The sequence below is a fragment of the Kitasatospora sp. NPDC042419 genome, assembly GCF_056437345.1.
On the sequence record NZ_JBWKAW010000010.1, the window covers coordinates 1 to 18107 of the forward strand.

The 18107-nt window shown below is 75.2% G+C and carries 11 protein-coding genes; 9 read left to right on the forward strand and 2 right to left on the reverse strand.

Annotated features, from left to right (window positions below; genetic code table 11):
• The 6 genes from AC067J_RS20140 to AC067J_RS20165 form a co-directional block, all read left to right on the forward strand.
• A partial coding sequence (locus AC067J_RS20140) for an amidohydrolase family protein (RefSeq protein ID WP_478301001.1) occupies nt 1–387 on the forward strand: 387 nt, incomplete at its 5' end.
• Between the two features lie 242 nt (nt 388–629).
• Complete coding sequence (locus AC067J_RS20145; RefSeq protein ID WP_478301003.1) at nt 630–1502, forward strand: SIS domain-containing protein; 873 nt, start codon at nt 630–632, stop codon at nt 1500–1502.
• 43 nt (nt 1503–1545) lie between these two features.
• On the forward strand, nt 1546–2538 hold the full coding sequence (locus AC067J_RS20150) for an ROK family protein (RefSeq protein ID WP_478301005.1): 993 nt from the start codon (nt 1546–1548) through the stop codon (nt 2536–2538).
• Complete coding sequence (locus AC067J_RS20155; RefSeq protein WP_478301007.1) at nt 2535–3488, forward strand: 1-phosphofructokinase family hexose kinase; 954 nt, start codon at nt 2535–2537, stop codon at nt 3486–3488. The genes AC067J_RS20150 and AC067J_RS20155 overlap by 4 nt, the downstream gene beginning before the upstream one ends.
• 158 nt (nt 3489–3646) lie before the next feature.
• Nucleotides 3647–4504 (forward strand): class II fructose-bisphosphate aldolase, encoded by an 858-nt coding sequence (locus AC067J_RS20160; RefSeq protein ID WP_478301009.1) that lies wholly within the window; start codon nt 3647–3649, stop codon nt 4502–4504.
• A gap of 344 nt (nt 4505–4848) precedes the next feature.
• Nucleotides 4849–7956 (forward strand): TIM-barrel domain-containing protein, encoded by a 3108-nt coding sequence (locus tag AC067J_RS20165; protein ID WP_478301011.1) that lies wholly within the window; start codon nt 4849–4851, stop codon nt 7954–7956.
• Between the two features lie 203 nt (nt 7957–8159).
• On the opposite strand, the gene AC067J_RS20170 is transcribed toward AC067J_RS20165, so the two are convergent.
• Entirely contained in the window at nt 8160–9518 is a 1359-nt protein-coding gene (locus tag AC067J_RS20170) for a hypothetical protein (protein ID WP_478301012.1), read from the reverse strand.
• A 380-nt stretch (nt 9519–9898) separates the two neighbouring features.
• On the opposite strand from AC067J_RS20170, the gene AC067J_RS20175 reads away from it, so the two are divergent.
• The gene (locus AC067J_RS20175; RefSeq protein WP_478301014.1) at nt 9899–10441 is read left to right on the forward strand and encodes an EF-hand domain-containing protein; all 543 of its coding nucleotides are present in this window, start codon (nt 9899–9901) and stop codon (nt 10439–10441) included.
• A 426-nt stretch (nt 10442–10867) separates the two neighbouring features.
• Here AC067J_RS20175 and AC067J_RS20180 read toward each other — a convergent pair whose 3' ends face one another.
• The gene (locus tag AC067J_RS20180) at nt 10868–11581 is read right to left on the reverse strand and encodes an ABC transporter ATP-binding protein (protein ID WP_478301016.1); all 714 of its coding nucleotides are present in this window, start codon (nt 11579–11581) and stop codon (nt 10868–10870) included.
• 360 nt (nt 11582–11941) lie between these two features.
• Here AC067J_RS20180 and AC067J_RS20185 point away from each other — a divergent pair, with 360 nt between their 5' ends.
• Together AC067J_RS20185 and AC067J_RS20190 are read left to right on the forward strand one after the other, a co-directional pair.
• Nucleotides 11942–15229, forward strand: a complete 3288-nt coding sequence (locus AC067J_RS20185) for an FtsX-like permease family protein (RefSeq protein ID WP_478301017.1) — start codon at nt 11942–11944, stop codon at nt 15227–15229.
• On the forward strand, nt 15226–18093 hold the full coding sequence (locus AC067J_RS20190) for a hypothetical protein (RefSeq protein WP_478301018.1): 2868 nt from the start codon (nt 15226–15228) through the stop codon (nt 18091–18093). The genes AC067J_RS20185 and AC067J_RS20190 overlap by 4 nt, the downstream gene beginning before the upstream one ends.
• Nucleotides 18094–18107: the final 14 nt, after the last annotated feature.

Sequence of the window (18107 nt, forward strand, 5' to 3'; positions counted from 1 at the left end):
TCCCGCGTCGCCCTGATCACCGACGCCATGGGCGCCGCCGGCATGGGCGACGGCCTCTACCCCCTCGGCCCCCTCCAGGTCGAGGTCAAGGACGGCGTGGCGATGCTCACCGACGGCAGTTCCATCGCCGGCTCCACGCTCACCCTGGACCGGGCCTTCAAACGCTCCGTGACGGTCGGCCGCCTGACCCTCGGCCAGGCCGCCGAGTCCCTCTCCGCCGTCCCGGCCCGCCTGCTCGGCCTCGCCGACACCGTCGGCGCGCTGGAGCCGGGCAAGAACGCCGACCTGGTCGTCGTCGACTCCGCCGCGTACGACCTGGTCGCCGTGATGCGCCGGGGCGAGTGGATCACCGGAGGCGACCGCTTCGCCCCGATCGCGCCCGCCTGAGCCCTGAGCCCTGAGCCCCGGGCCCCGGGCCCCGAGCTCCGATTTCCTCGCCTCCGCTCCCCGTCGCGTCGCGCGAGGGCGCGGTGGTCACGGACGGCTGGTGGCGGCCGGTGCGGTGCCGGGCCCGTGGCTGGTCAGCGCTGATCGCGACTGCAAAGTGCTGATCGAGATTGCGCAAAGATGGATGGAGGGTCTATAAATCAAGCATATTTGAGCACTGCCCCCTGCTTGGAGGACAGCCAATGAGTCACGTGGACACGGAGATCGCCAGCCAGCCCGACTGCTGGCGGCGCGCGATCGGCCTGGCGCCCGAGGGACTTCCGGAGCCCGGCGAACGGGTGGCGGTGATCGGCTGCGGCACCTCGCTCTACATGGCGCAGGCCTACGCCGCCCTTCGGGAGAGCGCCGGGCTGGGGGAGACCGACGCGTTCGCGGCCTCGGAGTTCCCGCACCGGCGGCGCTACGACCGGGTGGTGGCCCTGACCCGGTCCGGGACCACCACGGAGGTGCTCGACGCGCTGGCGCGCCTGCGCGGCACCGAGACCGTCGCCGTCACCGCCGACGCCACCACCCCGATCGCCGGGGCCGCGAGGTCCCTGGTGGTGCTGGACTTCGCCGACGAGCGGTCCGTCGTCCAGACCCGCTTCGCCACCACCGCGCTGGTTCTGCTGCGCGCGCACCTCGGCCTGGCCCCCGACGACCTCCCGGAGCAGGCGCAGCGGGCCCTGGCGGAGCCGCTGCCCGAAGGTGCCGCCGACTCCCGCCAGTTCACCTTCCTCGGCGCCGGCTGGACCTGTGGCCTCGCCCATGAGGCGGCCCTGAAGGTCCGTGAGGCCTCGTCCTCCTGGGCCGAGTCCTACCCCGCGATGGAGTACCGCCACGGGCCGATCAGCGTCACCGACCCCGACAGCACCGTCTGGTTCCTCGGAGAACCGCCGGCCGGGCTCGCCGAGCAGGTCAGGAGCGTCGGCGCCACGGTGTCGGTCTCCCCGCTCGACCCGCTCGCCGACCTCGTGCGGGCCCAGCGGCTGGCCGTCGGGATCGCCGTCGCCCGGGGGCTCGACCCGGACCGGCCCCGCAACCTCACGCGCTCGATCATCCTGGACCGGCCGTGACCGCCGTGCGTTCCCGCGGTCCCGCGCCGGAGGGGGCCGGTCCGTGAGTGTCGTCGCGCTGGACGTCGGCGGAACGCACATCAAGGGCGGGGTGGTCGAGGGCGGACGGCTGCTGGAGACCCGGCAGTGGCCCACCCGCCCCGAACGCGGCCCGGACGCCGTGATCGGGACGGTGCTGGCCTGCGCCGGCGAACTGCGCCGCCGCGCCCTCGAACTGGACGCCCCGGCGACGGCGGCCGGTGTGGTCGTGCCGGGCCTGGTCGACGAGGAGACCGGGGTCGTCGCCCGGGCGGTCAACCTGGGGTGGCGGGACCTGCCGGTCCGCCGCCGGGTGGCCGAACACCTCGCCCTGCCGGTCGCCTTCGGCCACGACGTACGGGCCGGCGGTCTCGCCGAGAGCCGGCTCGGGGCCGGCCGCGGCTGCCGGAACCTCGCCTTCGTTCCGGTGGGCACCGGCATCGCCGCCGCCCTGATCGTCGACGGCCGACCCTTCGCCGGGGGCCGCGGAGCCTCCGGCGAGCTCGGCCACCTGGTCGTCAGGCCCGGCGGCGATCCCTGCGGCTGCGGGAACCGGGGCTGCCTGGAGACCCTCGCCTCGGCCTCCGCCGTCGCCCGCCGCTACGCGCGGGCCACCGGTGCCGAGGGGGTCGGTGCGAGCGAGGTCCGGGCGCGGGCCGCGGCCGGCGAACCACCGGCCGTGCGGATCTGGACCGAGGCCGTCGAGGCGTTGGCCGACGGGCTCGCGGCACTCACCCTCCTCCTCGACCTCGAACGCGTCGTCGTCGGCGGCGGGCTGGCCGAGGCGGGCGAGGAACTGCTGGGCCCGTTGCGGGCGGGGCTCGCCGAACGGCTCACCTTCCGCGCCGCGCCCGACCTGGCGGCCGCCCGGCTCGGCCCGTACGCCGGCTGCCTGGGCGCGGGCCTGCTCGCCGAGGATCTGCTGAGCGACGCGGCGGGCGATGCGGTGGGTGATCCGGTGGCCGGCCCGGTGGGTGGTCCGGTGGCGGTCGGTCCGGTGGAGGGCGGTCACCGGTGATCCTCACGGTCACCCTCAACACGGCGCTGGACGTCACCTACCGGCTGGACGAGGTCACGCGGCACGGCAGCAACCGCGTCGCGGTCACCCGGCAGGCCGGCGGCAAGGGCGTCAACGTCGCCCGGGTCCTCACCGCGCTCGGGCACCCCGCCGTCGTCACCGGGCTGGCCGGCGGCGCCACCGGGCAGGCGGTGCGCGCCGATCTCGCGGCCGCCGGGATCACCGACGAACTGGTCGAGATCGCCGGCGAGACCCGGCGCACGGTGGCCGTCGTCGAGGACCGCCACGGCGACACCACCGTGTACCTCGAACCGGGCCCCGTCGTCACCGGGGCGGAGTGGGCGGCGTTCGCCGCCCGCTACGACCTCCTGCTGGGCGGGGCGGAGGCGGTCGTCCTGTCCGGCAGCCTGCCGTCCGCGCTTCCGCCGGACACCTACCGCCGACTGGTCGAATCGGCCACCGCCCACGGCGTCCCGGCCCTGCTCGACGCCGAGGGCCCCGCCCTGCTCGGCGCGCTCGCGGCACGGCCCGCGCTGGTCAAGCCCAACGCGGCGGAACTCGCCGCCGCCACCGGCACCGACGACCCGCTGCGCGGCGCCGAACTGCTGCGCGAGGCCGGGGCGGAGACCGTGGTGGCCTCGCTCGGGCCGGACGGGCTCCTCGCCTGCACCCCCGAGGGCCGTTGGCGGGCCCGGCTGCCGGACCCGCTCTCCGGCAACCCCACCGGCGCCGGCGACTCGGCCGTCGCCGCCCTCGCCGCCGGGCTGGTCCGCGGCACGCCGTGGCCCGAACGGCTGCGGCAGGCGGCGGCCCTGTCCGCCGCGACCGTCCTCGCCCCCTCGGCCGGCCGCTTCGACCCGGTGGTCCGCACCCGGCTGTTCGCACAGGTCGAGGTCGAGGCCGTCGACGGCCCGGAGCACCCCCGGCCGGCGTCGCTACCCGCCCGATGAGCCGTCACGCCACCGGAACCCGGCCCTCGGCCCGCCGGCCTGCCTGCCGGACCGGCCCTCGGCCTGTCCATCGGCCCGCTCCTCGGCCCGCCGCCCTCGGCCCGCCGCCCTCGGCCCGACCCACGGGCCGCCCCTCAGGAAGAAAGGCCCCGCCACCCATGCCCCTCACCGCAACCGGCGAGATCCTCGCCCGAGCCGTCCGTGACGGCCACGGCGTCGGCGCGTTCAACGTCATCCAGCTGGAGCACGCCGAGGCCATAGTGGCCGGCGCCGAGGCCGCAGGCACCGCAGTGGTCCTGCAGATCAGCGAGAACGCCGTGCGCTACCACCGGGGCCTCGCGCCGATCGCCACCGCCACGCTGGCGGTGGCGCGCGCCGCGGCCGTCCCGGTGGCGGTCCACCTCGACCACGCCACCCGCGCCGAACTGGTCCTGGAAGCAGTCGAGTTGGGCTTCACCTCGGTGATGTTCGACGCCTCGGCCCTGCCGTACGAGGAGAACGTGCGGACCACGGCGGAGGTCGCCGCCCGCTGCCGCGCGGCGGGCGTCACGGTGGAGGCCGAGCTCGGCGAGGTCGGCGGCAAGGACGGTGTCCACGCGCCGGGCGCCCGGACCGACCCGGCGCAGGCCGCCGCCTTCGTCCGGGCGACCTCGGTCGACGCGCTCGCCGTCGCCGTCGGCACCTCGCACGCCATGCGGACCCGGGACGCCCGGATCGACCTGGGGCTGATCGCCGAGCTCCGGGCGGGCGTCCCGGTGCCGCTGGTCCTGCACGGGTCCTCGGGCGTCGCCGACGAGCACCTCGCCGCCGCCGTCGCCCACGGCATGACGAAGATCAACATAGCCACCCACCTCAACCGGGTCTTCACCGGCGCCGTCCGCGAACGCCTCGGCGCCGACGAGAGGCTGGTCGACACCCGGGCCTACCTCGGCGCGGGCCGGGAGGCGGTCGCCGTCGAAGTGGCCCGCCTACTGGGGATCCTGACCACCGTGCACCCGCGGCCGGTGAACGCCTGAGGCCCCTGATGGGGCCACTCGGAGCCGACGGCCGGAGTCGGTGGCCGGAGTCGGTGGCCGGAGTCGGTGGCCGGGTCGACGCCGGAGCCGGCGGCCGGGGCTGCTCCTCGGCCGTCCGTGCGCACGGCTTTGCAAAACGTGCTCGATAATGCTCAAAAAGGCATCAGTATGAGCACTTGACGACATGTCATGCCCCTGGTGTCATAGCGGAGCACGACCTCACCTCCCGGCCGCCCGAGTGCGCGGCGAGCCCCGATCTCTTCCAGGAGGCGCGAGTGAGCGCTGCAGCCGCTTCCCCCATCCCCCGACCACGAGCCGCCGGTCCCCGGCGCACGGCCGCGGCCGTGGTCCTGACCCTGCTCGCCGCCCTGTTGGGCGCAGTCGCGCCGGCCCCGCCGGCGCGGGCCGCGACGGCGGGCAACGCCACGGCGGTGACCCGCGCCGGCGACACCTTCACCGTCCGGACGTCGAGTGCCGCCGCCGCCCGGATCGTCGTCGCCCGGGCCGACGTCTTCCGGATCTGGCTCTCCCCCGACGGTTCCTTCCGCGACGACCCGGCCGGCACCGACCTGGCGGTCACCACCTCGTTCGGCGCGGTCGGCGCCACCCTCACCGACGCCGGCGCGTACTGGCGGATCGGCACCCCCGCGATCAGTCTGCGGATCAACAAGTCGCCGCTGACCTTCGCGCTCTACCGGGCCGACGACACCACCCTCGTGTGGGCCGAGTCCGGGCCGACCGGCTGGACCGGCGGGAAGACCACCCAGTACCTCGCCCGCGGCGCGGACGAGCAGTTCTACGGCACCGGCCTGCACCTGGGCGAGTGGGCGCTGCGCGACCGGACGGTGCCGGTGGCGGTCTCCAACAAGTGGACCGAGGGCACCAACGCAAGCCCGGCGCCGTTCTACATGTCCACCAACGGCTACGGCGTCATGCGCAACACCTGGGCGCCGGGCTCCTACGACTTCCGCGCCCCGACGGCGCTCACCCACGACGAGAAGCGCTTCGACGCCTGGTACTTCACGGACACCTCCCTCAAGGGTGTGCTGAACGACTACACGGACGTCACCGGCAAGCCGTTCCTCGCCCCGATCTGGGGACTGGAGCTGGGCAACGCCGACTGCTTCAACGCCTCGAACCCGGACTACCGGGGAGACCACACCCGGGCCCGGCACCAGACCACGCCCGACGTGGTCGGCTACGCGCAGGACGCGCGGAAGGCGGACATGCCCTCCGGCTGGTTCCTGCCCAACGACGGCTACGGCTGCGGCTACACCGACCTGCCCGCCACCGTCGCCGCGCTCAAGGCCGAGGGCTTCCGGACCGGCCTGTGGACCTCGACCGGGCTCGCCGACATCGACCGCGAGGTCGGGACGGCCGGCTCGCGGGCGGTGAAGACCGACGTCGCCTGGATCGGTTCGGGCTACAAGTACGCCTTCGACGGGGTGAAGCAGGCCGTGACGGGCATCGAGAAGAACTCGGACGCGCGGCGCTTCGTCTGGACCGTGGACGGCTGGGCGGGCACCCAGCGCAACGCGGTCGTGTGGACCGGCGACACCAGCGGCACCTGGGACGCCATGCGCTGGCACGTCCCCTCGATCGCCGGGGCCGGCCTGTCGGCCCTGAACTACGCCTCCGGCGACATCGACGGGATCTTCGGCGGGAGCCCGCAGACCTATGTGCGCGACCTCCAGTGGAAGGCCTTCACCCCGGCCTTCATGACGATGTCCGGATGGGGTGCCAGCAACCCCGCGGCCGGGTACCAGGACAAGCAGCCGTGGCGGTTCCCCGAGCCGTACCAGTCGATCAACCGCAAGTACCTGCAGCTGAAGATGCGGCTGATGCCGTACCTGTACACGATGGGCCGGACCGCCACCGAGACCGGCGTGCCCTCCACCCGGGCGCTGGTGCTGGAGTACCCGGACGACCCGGTGGCGCGCGGAAACCTGACGAGCGGTCAGTTCATGGCCGGCGACTCGTTCCTGGTGGCGCCGGTCGTCAGCGACACGGCGGTCCGGGACGGGATCTACCTGCCGGCCGGCAGCTGGACCGACTACTGGACCGGCAAGGTCTACAACGGGCCGGGCTGGCTCAACGGCTACGCCGCCCCGCTCGACACCCTGCCGCTGTTCGTCCGTTCCGGCGCGATCGTGCCGATGTGGCCGCAGATGAACCGCACCGGCGAGAAGAGCGTCTCCACGCTGACCTACGACGTGTACCCGCGCGGCTCCTCCTCGTTCGACCTGTACGAGGACGACGGAGTGACCCGCGCCTACCAGTCCGGCGCCTACGCCCGCCAGCGGGTCGACGTCACCGCGCCGACCACCGGCCGGGGCGACGCCGTCATCGCCGTCGGGGCGGCCGACGGCAGCTACACCGGCAAGCCGTCCTCGCGCGGCTACGAGTTCACCGTGCACACCGCGGGCGCCCCGGCCTCCGTGGCGGTCGACGGGACGGCGCTGACCGCGCTGACCAGCAGGGCCGCGTACGACGCCGCGAGCAGCGGCTGGTACTTCGACCCGGCCGACCGCGCCGGCGTGCTCCTGATCAAGGCGGGCGACCGGGCCGCGGCGTTCACCGTGACCGCGAGCGGGATCACCGTCCCGGCCGGCGGGCCGGTCACCCCGGGCTCGCCGCAGATCCCGCAGGCCGGCTGGCAGGTGATCCACGCCGACAGCCAGGAGACCGCCGGCGAGAACGGCGCCGCCGCCAACGCCGTCGACGGCGACCCGGCGACGATCTGGCACACCCGGTGGTCCGGCACCGCCGCGCCGCTGCCGCACGAGATCCGGATCGACCTCGGGGCCCGCCACGCCGTCGACGGCCTGACGTACCTGCCGCGGCAGGACGGCGGCGTCAACGGCCGGGCCGGCCGGTACGAGGTCTACGTCTCCGATCTGACGAGCGACTGGGGGAGTCCGGTGGCGACCGGCACCTTCGCCGACACCGCCGCCGCGAAACCGGTGTCCTTCGCCGCCACCCCGGGCCGCTACCTCAGGCTGCGGGTGCTGAGCGAGGCCGGTGACCGCGGTCCGTGGACCAGCGCGGCCGAGATCTCGGCCACCGGCGCCGCGCTGCCCCCGCCGAGCGACGCGATGCTCGTCAACGCCGTGTCCGAGCGGTGCGTGGACCTGCCGGGCAGCGCCACCTCCCCGGGGACCAGGCCCACCCTCTACTCCTGCCACGGAGGGCCCAACCAGCGCTGGACCCTGCGGAGCGACGGCGCCCTCACCGGGCTCGGCGGCCTCTGCCTGGACGGCTCCACCTCGCCGGTGACGATCGCGGCCTGCTCCGGAGCGCCCGCCCAGCGGTGGCAGCAGGGACCGGACCGTTCCCTGGTCAGCGCCGGCCGCTGCCTGGCCCCCTCCGGCGCCGGCACCGCCGACGGCACCCCACTGGTCCTCGCCCCCTGTACGGGAGCACCCGACCAGCGGTGGCGGGCCGCGGCCTGAGCCACCTCCCGCGTGACCCCCGTGGGCGGAGGAGGCCCCCCTCCTCCGCCCACGGGCCTGCACCGGAGGGGCAGTTGGCCCGATCCCCGGACCGGCCGGCGGCTCGGCCCCCGGCCCGGCCGCACCCGGCGTCGGACCGGCGCCGGACCCGCCGGCGCCCGGAGGAGGCAGAGGAGGCGGAGGAGGCAGAGGAGGCAGAGGGGTCAGAGGGCCACGCCCTGGCGGTGGGCGACCTCGGAGAGCCCGGTCGTCACCATGCCGGCGAGTGCCACCACGTACGGAACGAACTCGCGGGCGTCCGCGTGCTCGGCGAGGCGGAAGCTCAGGTCCGTCTGGTAGGCGGGGTTGTAGTGCTCGACCTCGTCGTCGAGCAGCGACTCCGCGAACCACGTGGGAGTTTGGCGGCTCCACCTGTCCCGCGTGAAACTGGCGTAGACGGTCTCCTTCGTCACCTCGGCGAATCCGCCAGGTTCCCACGGTGGCCGGTCGACCGTCAGCACCAGCGTGTCGTACCGGTAGACCCTGCCGCCGTAGTTCCCGAACCTCCATCCACCACTGGTGGATAGCCAGGGCATGACCGGCAGCTCGACGTTCGGCTGCACGAGGTGCTGCGGCGGGTCGAGAGCGAGGCGCCATCCGGACACGGATTCGTGGTAGTCCACGGTGAAGGTCTGCAGCCCGGGCCTCCCGGCTGCCGCGAGGGCTGCCAGTGCCCGCTCGACCGTGGACACGATCTCCCGCTCCGCCGCCTCCAAAGCGCGGGTGTTCACCGTCGCGCTCAGGACGTACCGCCACCACGCGGAGAACTCCCCGGCGCCGACCACCTGTTCCACCGAACGGCGTGCCTCCTCCTCCCACTCCACCCGCGTGCACCCGCGGCCTGCCAGTACGACGAGGATCTTCGCCAAGTCGCGAGCGGTCAGGGCCGGTCGGCCGTGCCGACGGCCATCGTGGGGCAGCAGGGAGAGGGTGTGCCCCTCGTACTCCCAGGCCCACACCCGGAGGTCCGCCGCCCGGGCGAGGTCGGCCCACCGCTTCTTCCACCTGCCCAGCGCGGCGACGCGGGCCAGCCGGGCGGCCTCCTCGCGGTCCTGATCCCGGGCGCGGGCCGCCCGTTCCTCCTCCTGCGCCGCCACGAACCGGGCCTCGACCTCCCGCAGCACCGGGCGGTAGGCCCGTTCGGCGGCCGCCATGCGGGCGGCGTACGACTCCTCGGCGTTGCCCAGCCGGGCCGCCCTCCGTCGGCGTACCGCCGGAAGCCTCCCGAGCAGGCTCCGGCGCCCGGCCTTCACCCGGAGGTCCCGGAGGCCCCGGAGCCCGTCGGAGACGGACTCGGCTTCGAGGACGTAGGCGGCGAGGGCCTCCTGCCAGCGGCTCGCCTCCTCGTCGGTCACCGGTAGGCGCACGCGGTCGCTGGAACGCCCGCGGAAGGTGTCCCACGGGGGGATGCCCGGCACGCCGGGCACGGGCTCACCGTCGACGCAGTAGACGACGTGCTCGGACACCACCCGCTCGTGCCCGGGCCAGGTGCACCGCATGACGACCCGCTGCCGCTCCGGCACAGCCTGCTCCTCCCGCTCGGACCCGCACCGCCCCCCGATACGTACCCCGGATACGTACCCCGACCGCTCGGCCGCGCAACTCCCGTCGTTCGGAGCGAAGTTGAGCAGAGAAACGATGGACGGGAGCGCCACTCGGCGGGGACCGGCCGGGGTCGGCGGGGCACGGGCCGGAGCCGGCCCCCGGCTAGCACACCCGGCGCGGCCGTGCCGGGATTCCCCGTTCTTCCCCCGAAGCCCGGCGGCGCCCGCGCCGCGCACTTATAGTCACCATCCTGTCGCCACGCGTGGTGGCGCACGGGTCCGGCACGACAGCGGCCCCGAGCAGCAGCGGTTCGGCACAGCAGCGCACAGCAGCGGTTCGGCACAGGGGAGGCCCGTTCATGGCCAGCGAGTTCCAGCAGCGCAAGCTCCGCAACGTCTTCGCCGCGTTCGACACGGACGGGGACGGCTGCCTGCGGCAGGACGACTTCGGGGCCCTGGCGGAGCGCTGGGGCCGGTTGCCGGCCGTCCGGCGGGACGCCGGGCTGAGGGCCAGGGTCGAGGCGCTCATGACGGGCTGGTGGGACCACCTGCTCTCGGTCGCCGATGCCGACCACGACGGCAGGGTCGACATGGACGAGTTCCTGGCCCTCGTCGACCGGCTCCCGGCCCTGCGCGAGGTCGTCACGGCGACCGCCGACACCGTCTTCGACGCCGTGGACGAGAACGGGGACGGCCGCATCTCGCGCGACGAGCACCGCCGCCTCGTCGACGTCTGGCACGGCCGGAGCGTGGAGACCGACGACGTCTTCGACCTGCTCGACCTGGACGGCGACGGGTATCTCAGCCGGCCCGAATTCGCCCTCCTGTGGGCGCAGTTCTGGATCAGCGCCGACCCGTCCGAGCCCGGCAACGCGATGTGCGGCCGCATCCCGGAGCAGTGACCGCACCGGCGGGCGACGGGTTCCGGCACAAACCGTCACCTCGCCGTGGGGTGCCGTCCGTCCGGGCGGCGGTGGAAAGCCTTCGGCGGTGCTCTTCCGCGGCGGGGCCGTCGAAGCCGGGGGCGGCCTGACCTGGACGGTGCCGGGGGGCGGGCCCCGATCCTGCCGTACTGCTTTATACGCTCCGCCCGCTGCGGGCCCGGCGGGGAATTCCTGTGTGGGTGGTGGGCCTCGGTGATCCGGGCCTTTGCCGATTCCTGGTCGGCGAAGGCCCGGATTCCCCGGTCGGCCACTCCGGCGCATTGCGGCGGTACCCGGTCCCGCTATTCATGCGGGCATTTGCAGCGGCGGGATTCCGGGTGTTCCCACGTCGGCTTGTCGACCTTTTGCCGGCACTTGGGGGGCAGGGCTCCGAGGCGCCGGGCTTCAGTCGGCCGGCTCTTCGACGATCCGGCCGTCGCGGAGCTCGACCACCCGGTCGGCCAGCTCCATCAGCGTCGGGTCGTGGGTGGCGACCAGGACGGTGACGCCTTCGCTGTGCACCACCGCGCGGAGCAGCTGCATGATCGAGCGGCCGGTCTCCGAGTCCAGCTGGCCGGTCGGCTCGTCGGCGATGATCAGGTCGGGCTCGTTGGCCAGGGCGCGGGCGATCGCGACGCGCTGCTGCTGGCCGCCGGAGAGCTCGCCGGGGCGCTGGTTGGCGTGGTCGGCGAGCCCGACCAGGGCGAGCAGGGTGTGGGCGCGCTCCTCGCGCTGGGCGGCCGGCACCTTCCGCAGGCGCATCGGCACGCCGACGTTCTCGGCGGCGGTGAGCACCGGGAGCAGGCCGAAGGACTGGAAGACGAAGCCGATCCGGTCCCGGCGGAGGGCGAGCCGGCCCTCCTCGTCGAGGCTTCCCATGTCGGTGCCGTCGAGGGTGATGGTGCCGCTGCTCGGGCTGTCCAGGCCGCCGACCAGGTTGAGCAGGGTGGTCTTGCCGGAGCCGGACCGGCCCTTGAGGGCGGTGAGTTCGCCCTTCCCGATGGAGAAGCTGACTCCGCGCAACGCGTGAACGGCGCGCTCGCCGGTGCCGAAGCTGCGCCGGAGATCGGTGACGGCCACCATGGGGGCCGTGACGGTGGCGACCGGTTGCTGCGTCATGCGGCGTCTCCCTGGGGGTGGGGTGTTCCTTCGCGGCTCCTTGCCGAGCGGCAAAAAGCTGATGTGTTCATGACCTTCAGCCGCGGCTGTCGGTCATGGCTATCGGTTGCGCGAAGCCGCGGGTCTGACCTCACATCAGCCGCAACAGCGCTGCGATCCGCAGCATTTGCTCATTACTTACATGATTCGCGCAAGTCCCTTCCTTTCTTTGACCGGATCTGACAGCATCGTCCGCTATCCGGTGATCAAGCGCCGGTGATCACCGTATCGGTGCGCCAAGGGCGCCCATCCGCGCAGTGGGAGAAGTCTGCCCGTAAGGGCAGCGGCGCGGGGCCATGATGGACCGGGGGAGGAATCAGGATGCTCGGCTTTGTCGTGCGCCGTCTGCGCGGGCGACTGCCCCTGGCCAGTGCGGCGCTGCTCACCGTACTGATCACGACGGCGGTGCTCACCGCACTGGTGGCGTTCCAGCGCACGGTCGGCGAGGTCGGCCAGCGCCAGGCGCTCCAGGGCGCGGGCCACCCGCGTACCACGGTCCTGGTCAACTCCGAGCACGGGCTGGACAAACGGGCCAAGGACGAGGCCGCGGTCGCGGAGTACGCCCGGGCCCTCTTCGGCGACCTTCCCACCACCACCCAGAGCCTGGCCCGCAGCCGGTCCTACGGTCTGCCGGACCAGCCGGGCGGTCAGGCGGGCCGCGGGTCCGGTGCCAAGGAGGTGGACCTCACCCTCCTCGCCACCGTCGACCGGCAGCGCGTCAGCCTGCTCGCCGGCGCCTGGCCCGAGACCGCCAAGGCGCCCGGAGCGGGCGGCCCCCTCCAGGCGGCCCTGCCGCAGGCCGCGCTGGCCCGGCTGGGCCTCACCGCCGAAGCGCTGCCCGCCAACGTGCAGCTCTCCGACCGCTACGGCGGCCCACCGCTCACCGTCCGGCTCACCGGCGTGTACCGCGCCACCGACGCCGACGACCTCTACTGGCGGATCGACCCGCTGCACGGGCAGGAGATCCAGGTCGGCGGCTTCACCACCTACGGCCCGCTGCTGGTCGACGACAGCGTCTTCACCGCCGCCGGCGTGCCGCAGAACGGCCGCAGCTGGCTGCTCGACGCCGACTTCACCGGCGTCGCCCCCTCCACCGTCGAGGCCCTGCGCACCCGGGCGCCCGGCCTGGCCGACGAACTCGCCAAGAAGGGCGGCGTGATAGCCCGGAGCGACCTCACCGACCTGCTCCGCGAACTGGAGTCCAGCGCACTGGTCGCCCGCTCCACCCTGCTGATCGGCGCCCTGCAGCTGATCGTGCTCGCCGCCGCAGCCCTCCTCCTGGTCGTCCACCTGATCGCGACCCGCCAGCAGTCGGAGAACGCCCTGCTGGCCGCCCGCGGCGCGTCCGGCGCCCGGCTCGGCGCGTTCACCGCCACGGAGGCGGCACTGCTCGCACTGCCCGCCGCGCTGCTCGCCCCCCTGCTCACCCCGCCGCTGCTCCGCGTCCTGGGCGGCTTCGGCCCGCTCCGCCACGTGCCCCTGGACACCGGCCTCAGCTGGTCGCTCTGGCCGGTTGCGGTCCTCTGCGCCCTCGGCTGCGTCCTGCTCGCCGCCGTGCCCGCCCTGCTGCGCGGCGCCGGAGCGGCCGTGCTGCGCCGCGCCGGCCGCCGCCAGGCGCTGGCCTCCGGCGCCGCCCGCTCCGGCGCCGACCTCGCCCTGCTCGCCCTGGCCGTCCTCGCCTACTACCAACTCTCCCAGTACAGCGGCGGGTTGTCCCCGGACTCGTCCGGCCGGCTCGGCCTCGACCCGGTCCTGGTCGCCACCCCCACCCTCGCGCTCGGCGCCGGCACCCTCCTGGTGCTGCGCCTGCTGCCGCTGGCCGCCCGCCTCGGCGCCCGGCTGGCCGCCCGCGGCCGCGGCCTGGCACCCGCGCTGGTCGGCTGGCAGCTGGCCCGCCGCCCCGGCCGGGCCAGCGGACCGGTCCTGCTCCTCGTCCTGGGCGTCTCCACCGGCGTCCTGGCGCTCGGCCAGCACGCCACCTGGAACACCTCCCAGCAGGACCAGGCGAGCTACACGACCGCCGGCGGGCTGCGGATCCACAACTCCAAGACCGCCCCGATGGGCCAGGGAAGCCGGTACAGCGCGCTGCCCGGCGGCGACCGGATCCTCCCCGTCGTCCGGCAGGAGCAGTCCCTCCCCGACAACGGTTACGGGCAGGTGATCGTCGTGGACGCCGCCCGCTTCGCCGACCGCGTCCCCGTCCGCGCCGACCTGCTGGACGGCCGCGACCCGCAGGAACTGTTCGGCTCCCTGGCCAAGCCCGCGCCCACCGGAGCGGCGGCCGGAGTGCCGCTGCCCGGCCGCCCGCAGCGGATCGACGCCGAGGTCACGTTCACGCCCGGCGCCCGGATCGAGAGCCCGGGCGAAGGCGACGCCGCGCCGTCCAGGGAACGCCCGGAGGTCTGGCTGCTGGTCCGCGACCGCTACGGCCTCACCTTCCAGGTCCCGCTCACCGGCCTCCCCGCCTCGGGTGACGGCCGGGCCACCGCCGACCTCGGCGCGTTCACCGACGCGCCGCTCGGCACGGCCTCCGCACCGCTCGCGGTCGCCGGGGTGATCGTGTCCGCCGACGCGCGGAGCGGCGGGGAGCTGACCGTCCGCGGACTCTCCGTAGCCGACGGGCCGGGCGCCGCCGCCGTGCCCGTCGAGGTCCCGGCCGGCCTGAGCTGGGGCCCCAGCGGAACCGCCGTCAACGGTGTGCTCTCCGCCGACGGCAAGGCCGAACCCGCCGACGCCCGGCAGCTGTTCAAGGTGCGCTACCGCGCCCTCGGCGGCCCTCCCGGCAGCCTGCGGGGCGTCTTCACCCCGACCGCCGCGACCGCGCCGGACGACGTCACGGGCGTCGCCACCCACGGCTTCCTCGCCGCCAACGGCGCGAAGGTCGGGGACAGCGTCCGGGTGCCGATCGGCGTCACCACCCTGCGGGTACGGGTCACCGCGGCCGTCGAGTCCCTGCCCGTCGTCGGGGACAAGTCCCTCCTCCTCGACCTCGCCACCGTGAGCCGGGCGCTCGCCGCCGAGGGCAGGGAGACGCCCGTCCCCGCCGAGTGGTGGCTGCCGGGCACCGGCTCCGACGACCCGGCACCCGCGCAGGCCGCCGCCGCCCTGCGCGGCGCCCCCGGCGCCCCCGACCTGCAGCTGCGCGAGGAGGTCGCCGCCGCGCTGACCGGAGACCCGCTCAGCGCCGCCCCGCAGAACGCGCTCGCCGCCATCGCGGTCGTCACCACGGTGCTCGCCGCGATCGGCTTCGCCGCCGCCTCGGCCGCCGCCGCGGGCGAACGCTCCCGGGAGTTCGCGCTGCTCCTCGCCCTCGGCACCCCGCGGCGCCGGCTGGTCCGCACCGCGGCCTCCGAACAGGCCGTCCTGGTCGGTCTCGGCAGCGTCGTCGGCCTCGGCCTCGGCGCCCTGATCGTCCATCTGATCGTGCCCCTCGTCGTGCTCACCCCGGCGGCCCGCCGCCCCGTCCCGGAGGTCGTGGTCGACCTGCCGGTCGGCACCGCCGTCCTGCTGGCCGTCGCGATCGCCGCAGTCCCGCTGCTCTCGGCCCTCCTGAGCGGCCGCCGCCGCCGGGACGTGGCCCAGCGGCTGCGACACATGGAGGAGATGTGACCAGTCCAGCCGGCACGGACGGGACGGCCCGCGCGCGAACCCGCGCCGCGACCGCCCCCCTCCCCGCTCCCTGGGTGCGCACCAGGCTGCGCGCGATGCCGATCGCGGCCCTGCTCACCGCGGCACTGGCGTTCGGCACCGTCTTCCTGGCCGCCGCCTTCCCCCGCCTCCTGGACCGGACCGCGGACCAGGGGCTGCGCGACTTCCTGCACAGCCGGGGCCCCGCCGCGACCAGCCTGCTCGCCGGCTCGCGCCTGACCGGGGCCAAGGACCTCGACGACACCGCCGCACAGCTGACCGCGCACACCGGCCCGACCTACGGCGTCGCCCCGAGCGGCCCCGTCTACGGCGCCCGCAGCGGAAAGCCCCGCACCCTGGTCAACCCCGGTCTCGCCACGGTCGAGGCCATCCCCCCGGTGATGGACCTGCTGTACGTACAGGGCCTCAGCGACCACACCACCCTGGTCGAGGGCCAATGGCCGGAGGACAGGGCGTCGGGCGGGCCCGTCCCGATCGCGCTCGGCAAGGCCGCCGCGGACACGCTCGGCGTCCGCCTCGGCGACGTGCTCAAGACCGCGGAGTCCATCACCGGGGACGCCCCGCAGGCGCAGGTGGTCGGCCTCTTCGCCCCCCTGTCCGCCGACGACCCGTACTGGACCGAGCTGCCCTGCCCCTTCCAGGCCTGCCTCGCCTTCACCACCGACTCGCTGCCCAAGGCCTACTGGCGGAGCACCGGCCTGGTCGCCGGCGGCTCGCTCGACAAGCTCGACGCCTGGGCGCCCGGCGCACAGGACTTCTGGCGGCTGCCGCTCGACATCGACCGCCTGCGCGCCGACCAGCTCCCCCGGACCCAGCAGGACATCTCCTCCTACCTCACCGGACCCACCGCGACCGCGCTGATCGCCGCCACCCACCACAACGACCTGCGGATCACCTCCCGGCTTCCGCAGCTGTTCCGCGAGGCCACCGCCCGCCAGGAGGCCGTCGCGCCGCTGGCCGCGCTCGGCCCGGCCGGACTGGCCGGGGTCGGCGCGGTGGTGCTCTGCCTGGCCGCCGCGCTCTCCTCGGACCGGCGCACCGCCGAACTCCGGCTCCTCCAGGCCCGCGGCGGCTCGCGCGGCGGCGTGCTGCGGCGGCTGCTGGGCGAGAACGCGATCACCGTGCTGCCCGCCGCCGCGGTGGCGACGACGCTCGCGCTGCTGCTGCTGCCCACCCCGCGCTGGGGCGGCGCCGTCCTGGCCGCACTGGCCGTCGCCCTCTTCACCCTGCTCGCCCTCCCGGCCCGCGCCGCACTGCTCTGGTCGAAGCCCCGCACCGCCGGCACCCGGCGCCGCCTGGTCGGCGAACTCGCCGTCCTGGCCCTGACCGTGGCCGCCGTGGTCGAGGTCAGGCGACGCGGCGTCGCCCCCGTCGGCGACGGCCTGGACCCGCTGCTGATCGCCGCGCCGCTGCTGCTCGCCCTCACCGGAGGCCTGCTGCTCGCCCGGATCCAGCCGCTGCTGGTCGGCGCACTCGCCCGGGCCGCCGGCCGGGGCAGCGGCGTGGTCGGCTTCCTCGGACTGGCCCGCGCCGCCCGCGGCACCGACAACCGGCCGCGACCGTCCGTCCTGCCGCTGCTCGCCCTGCTGCTCGCCGTCACCACGGCCGGCTTCGGGGCCACCGTCCTCGACGCCGTCGACTCGGCCCGCACCCGGGCCGCCCGGATCACCGTCGGCGGCGACGCCTCCGTCCTGGTCCCGATCGGCGTCACCGTCCCGGAGGCCTTCTCCACCGCGGCCGCCGCACTCCCCGGCATCCGGGCCGCCGCCCCCGTCTGGTCCGACACCGAGGTGTTCCTCCTCGGGACCGGCAACGGCTCCACCCGGGTCTCCGCCGTCGTCGCCGACCCGGCCGCGTACGCGGAGATATCCCGCTCGCTCGGCCGCGGCGCCTTCGACCCGGCCGTGCTCGCCGGCGGGACCGGAGGCCCGGACGGCTCGGTGCCGGCGCTGGTCTCCACCGAGCTCGCCAAGAAGCTGTCCGGGGACGCCGGCGGCCACCGGCTGCGGCTGCCCGCCGGCGGCGAACTGCTCGTCACCACGGCCGGGACCGTCGACGACACGCCCGCCCTCCAGGGCGACGGCCGCCTGTTCGTCGTCCTGCCCGCCGCGCCGGCTGCCGCCCGCGCACCGGAACTCGGCCGCGCCAACCTCTGGTTCGCCACCGGCTCCGTCGACGAGGGCGCGCTGAAGCACCTGGTGCACGACCTGATCGTCAACGGTCCGGGCCAGGCCAGGCCCTCGGACGGACCTGCCGGTGCATCCGTCGGCGCGTCCGTCGGCGCGTCCGTCGGCGCGTCCGGCGGTGCGTCCGCCGACAAGGACGCGCTGCCCGCCGGCTACACGCTGCGCACCAGCGGAGCGGTGGCCGCGGACCTCGCCGACGACCCGCTCCAGCGGTCCGCCGGACGACTGTTCTGGGCCGCCGTCCTCGGCGCCGGAGTGCTCGCCCTGCTCGCCGTCCTGCTGACCCTCGTCCGGGCCGCACCCGAGCGTGCCGCCCTGCTCGCCCGGCTGCGGACCATGGGCCTGCGCCCCCGGCAGGGCCTGGTCCTGATCCTGGTCGAGACCCTGCCCCAGACACTGGTCGCGGCGCTCGGCGGCGGACTGACCGCGGTCGCCGCGGTCGCCCTGCTCGGCCCGGCCTTCGACCTGTCCGTCCTGGTCGGCGCGGAGATCCCGCCCGGTCTGCCGGTCGTCGTCCTGCCGGTCCTGATCCAGACGGTCGGCCTGGCCGTCCTGGTCTCGGCGGGAGTGGTCGCGGAGGCGCTGGTCTCCGGCCGGCGCCAGATCGCCACCGAACTCCGGGCGGGGGACCAGCGATGAGCACCCCGGCCCGG

Bases quoted from the DNA above. Each gene is read 5' to 3' on its own strand.
- AC067J_RS20145 (WP_478301003.1), top strand. From the start codon at position 630: ATGAGTCACGTGGACACGGAGATCGCCAGCCAGCCCGACTGCTGGCGG.
- AC067J_RS20160 (WP_478301009.1), top strand. From the start codon at position 3,647: ATGCCCCTCACCGCAACCGGCGAGATCCTCGCCCGAGCCGTCCGTGAC.
- AC067J_RS20175 (WP_478301014.1), top strand. From the start codon at position 9,899: ATGGCCAGCGAGTTCCAGCAGCGCAAGCTCCGCAACGTCTTCGCCGCG.
- AC067J_RS20180 (WP_478301016.1), bottom strand. From the start codon at position 11,581: ATGACGCAGCAACCGGTCGCCACCGTCACGGCCCCCATGGTGGCCGTC.
- AC067J_RS20185 (WP_478301017.1), top strand. From the start codon at position 11,942: ATGCTCGGCTTTGTCGTGCGCCGTCTGCGCGGGCGACTGCCCCTGGCC.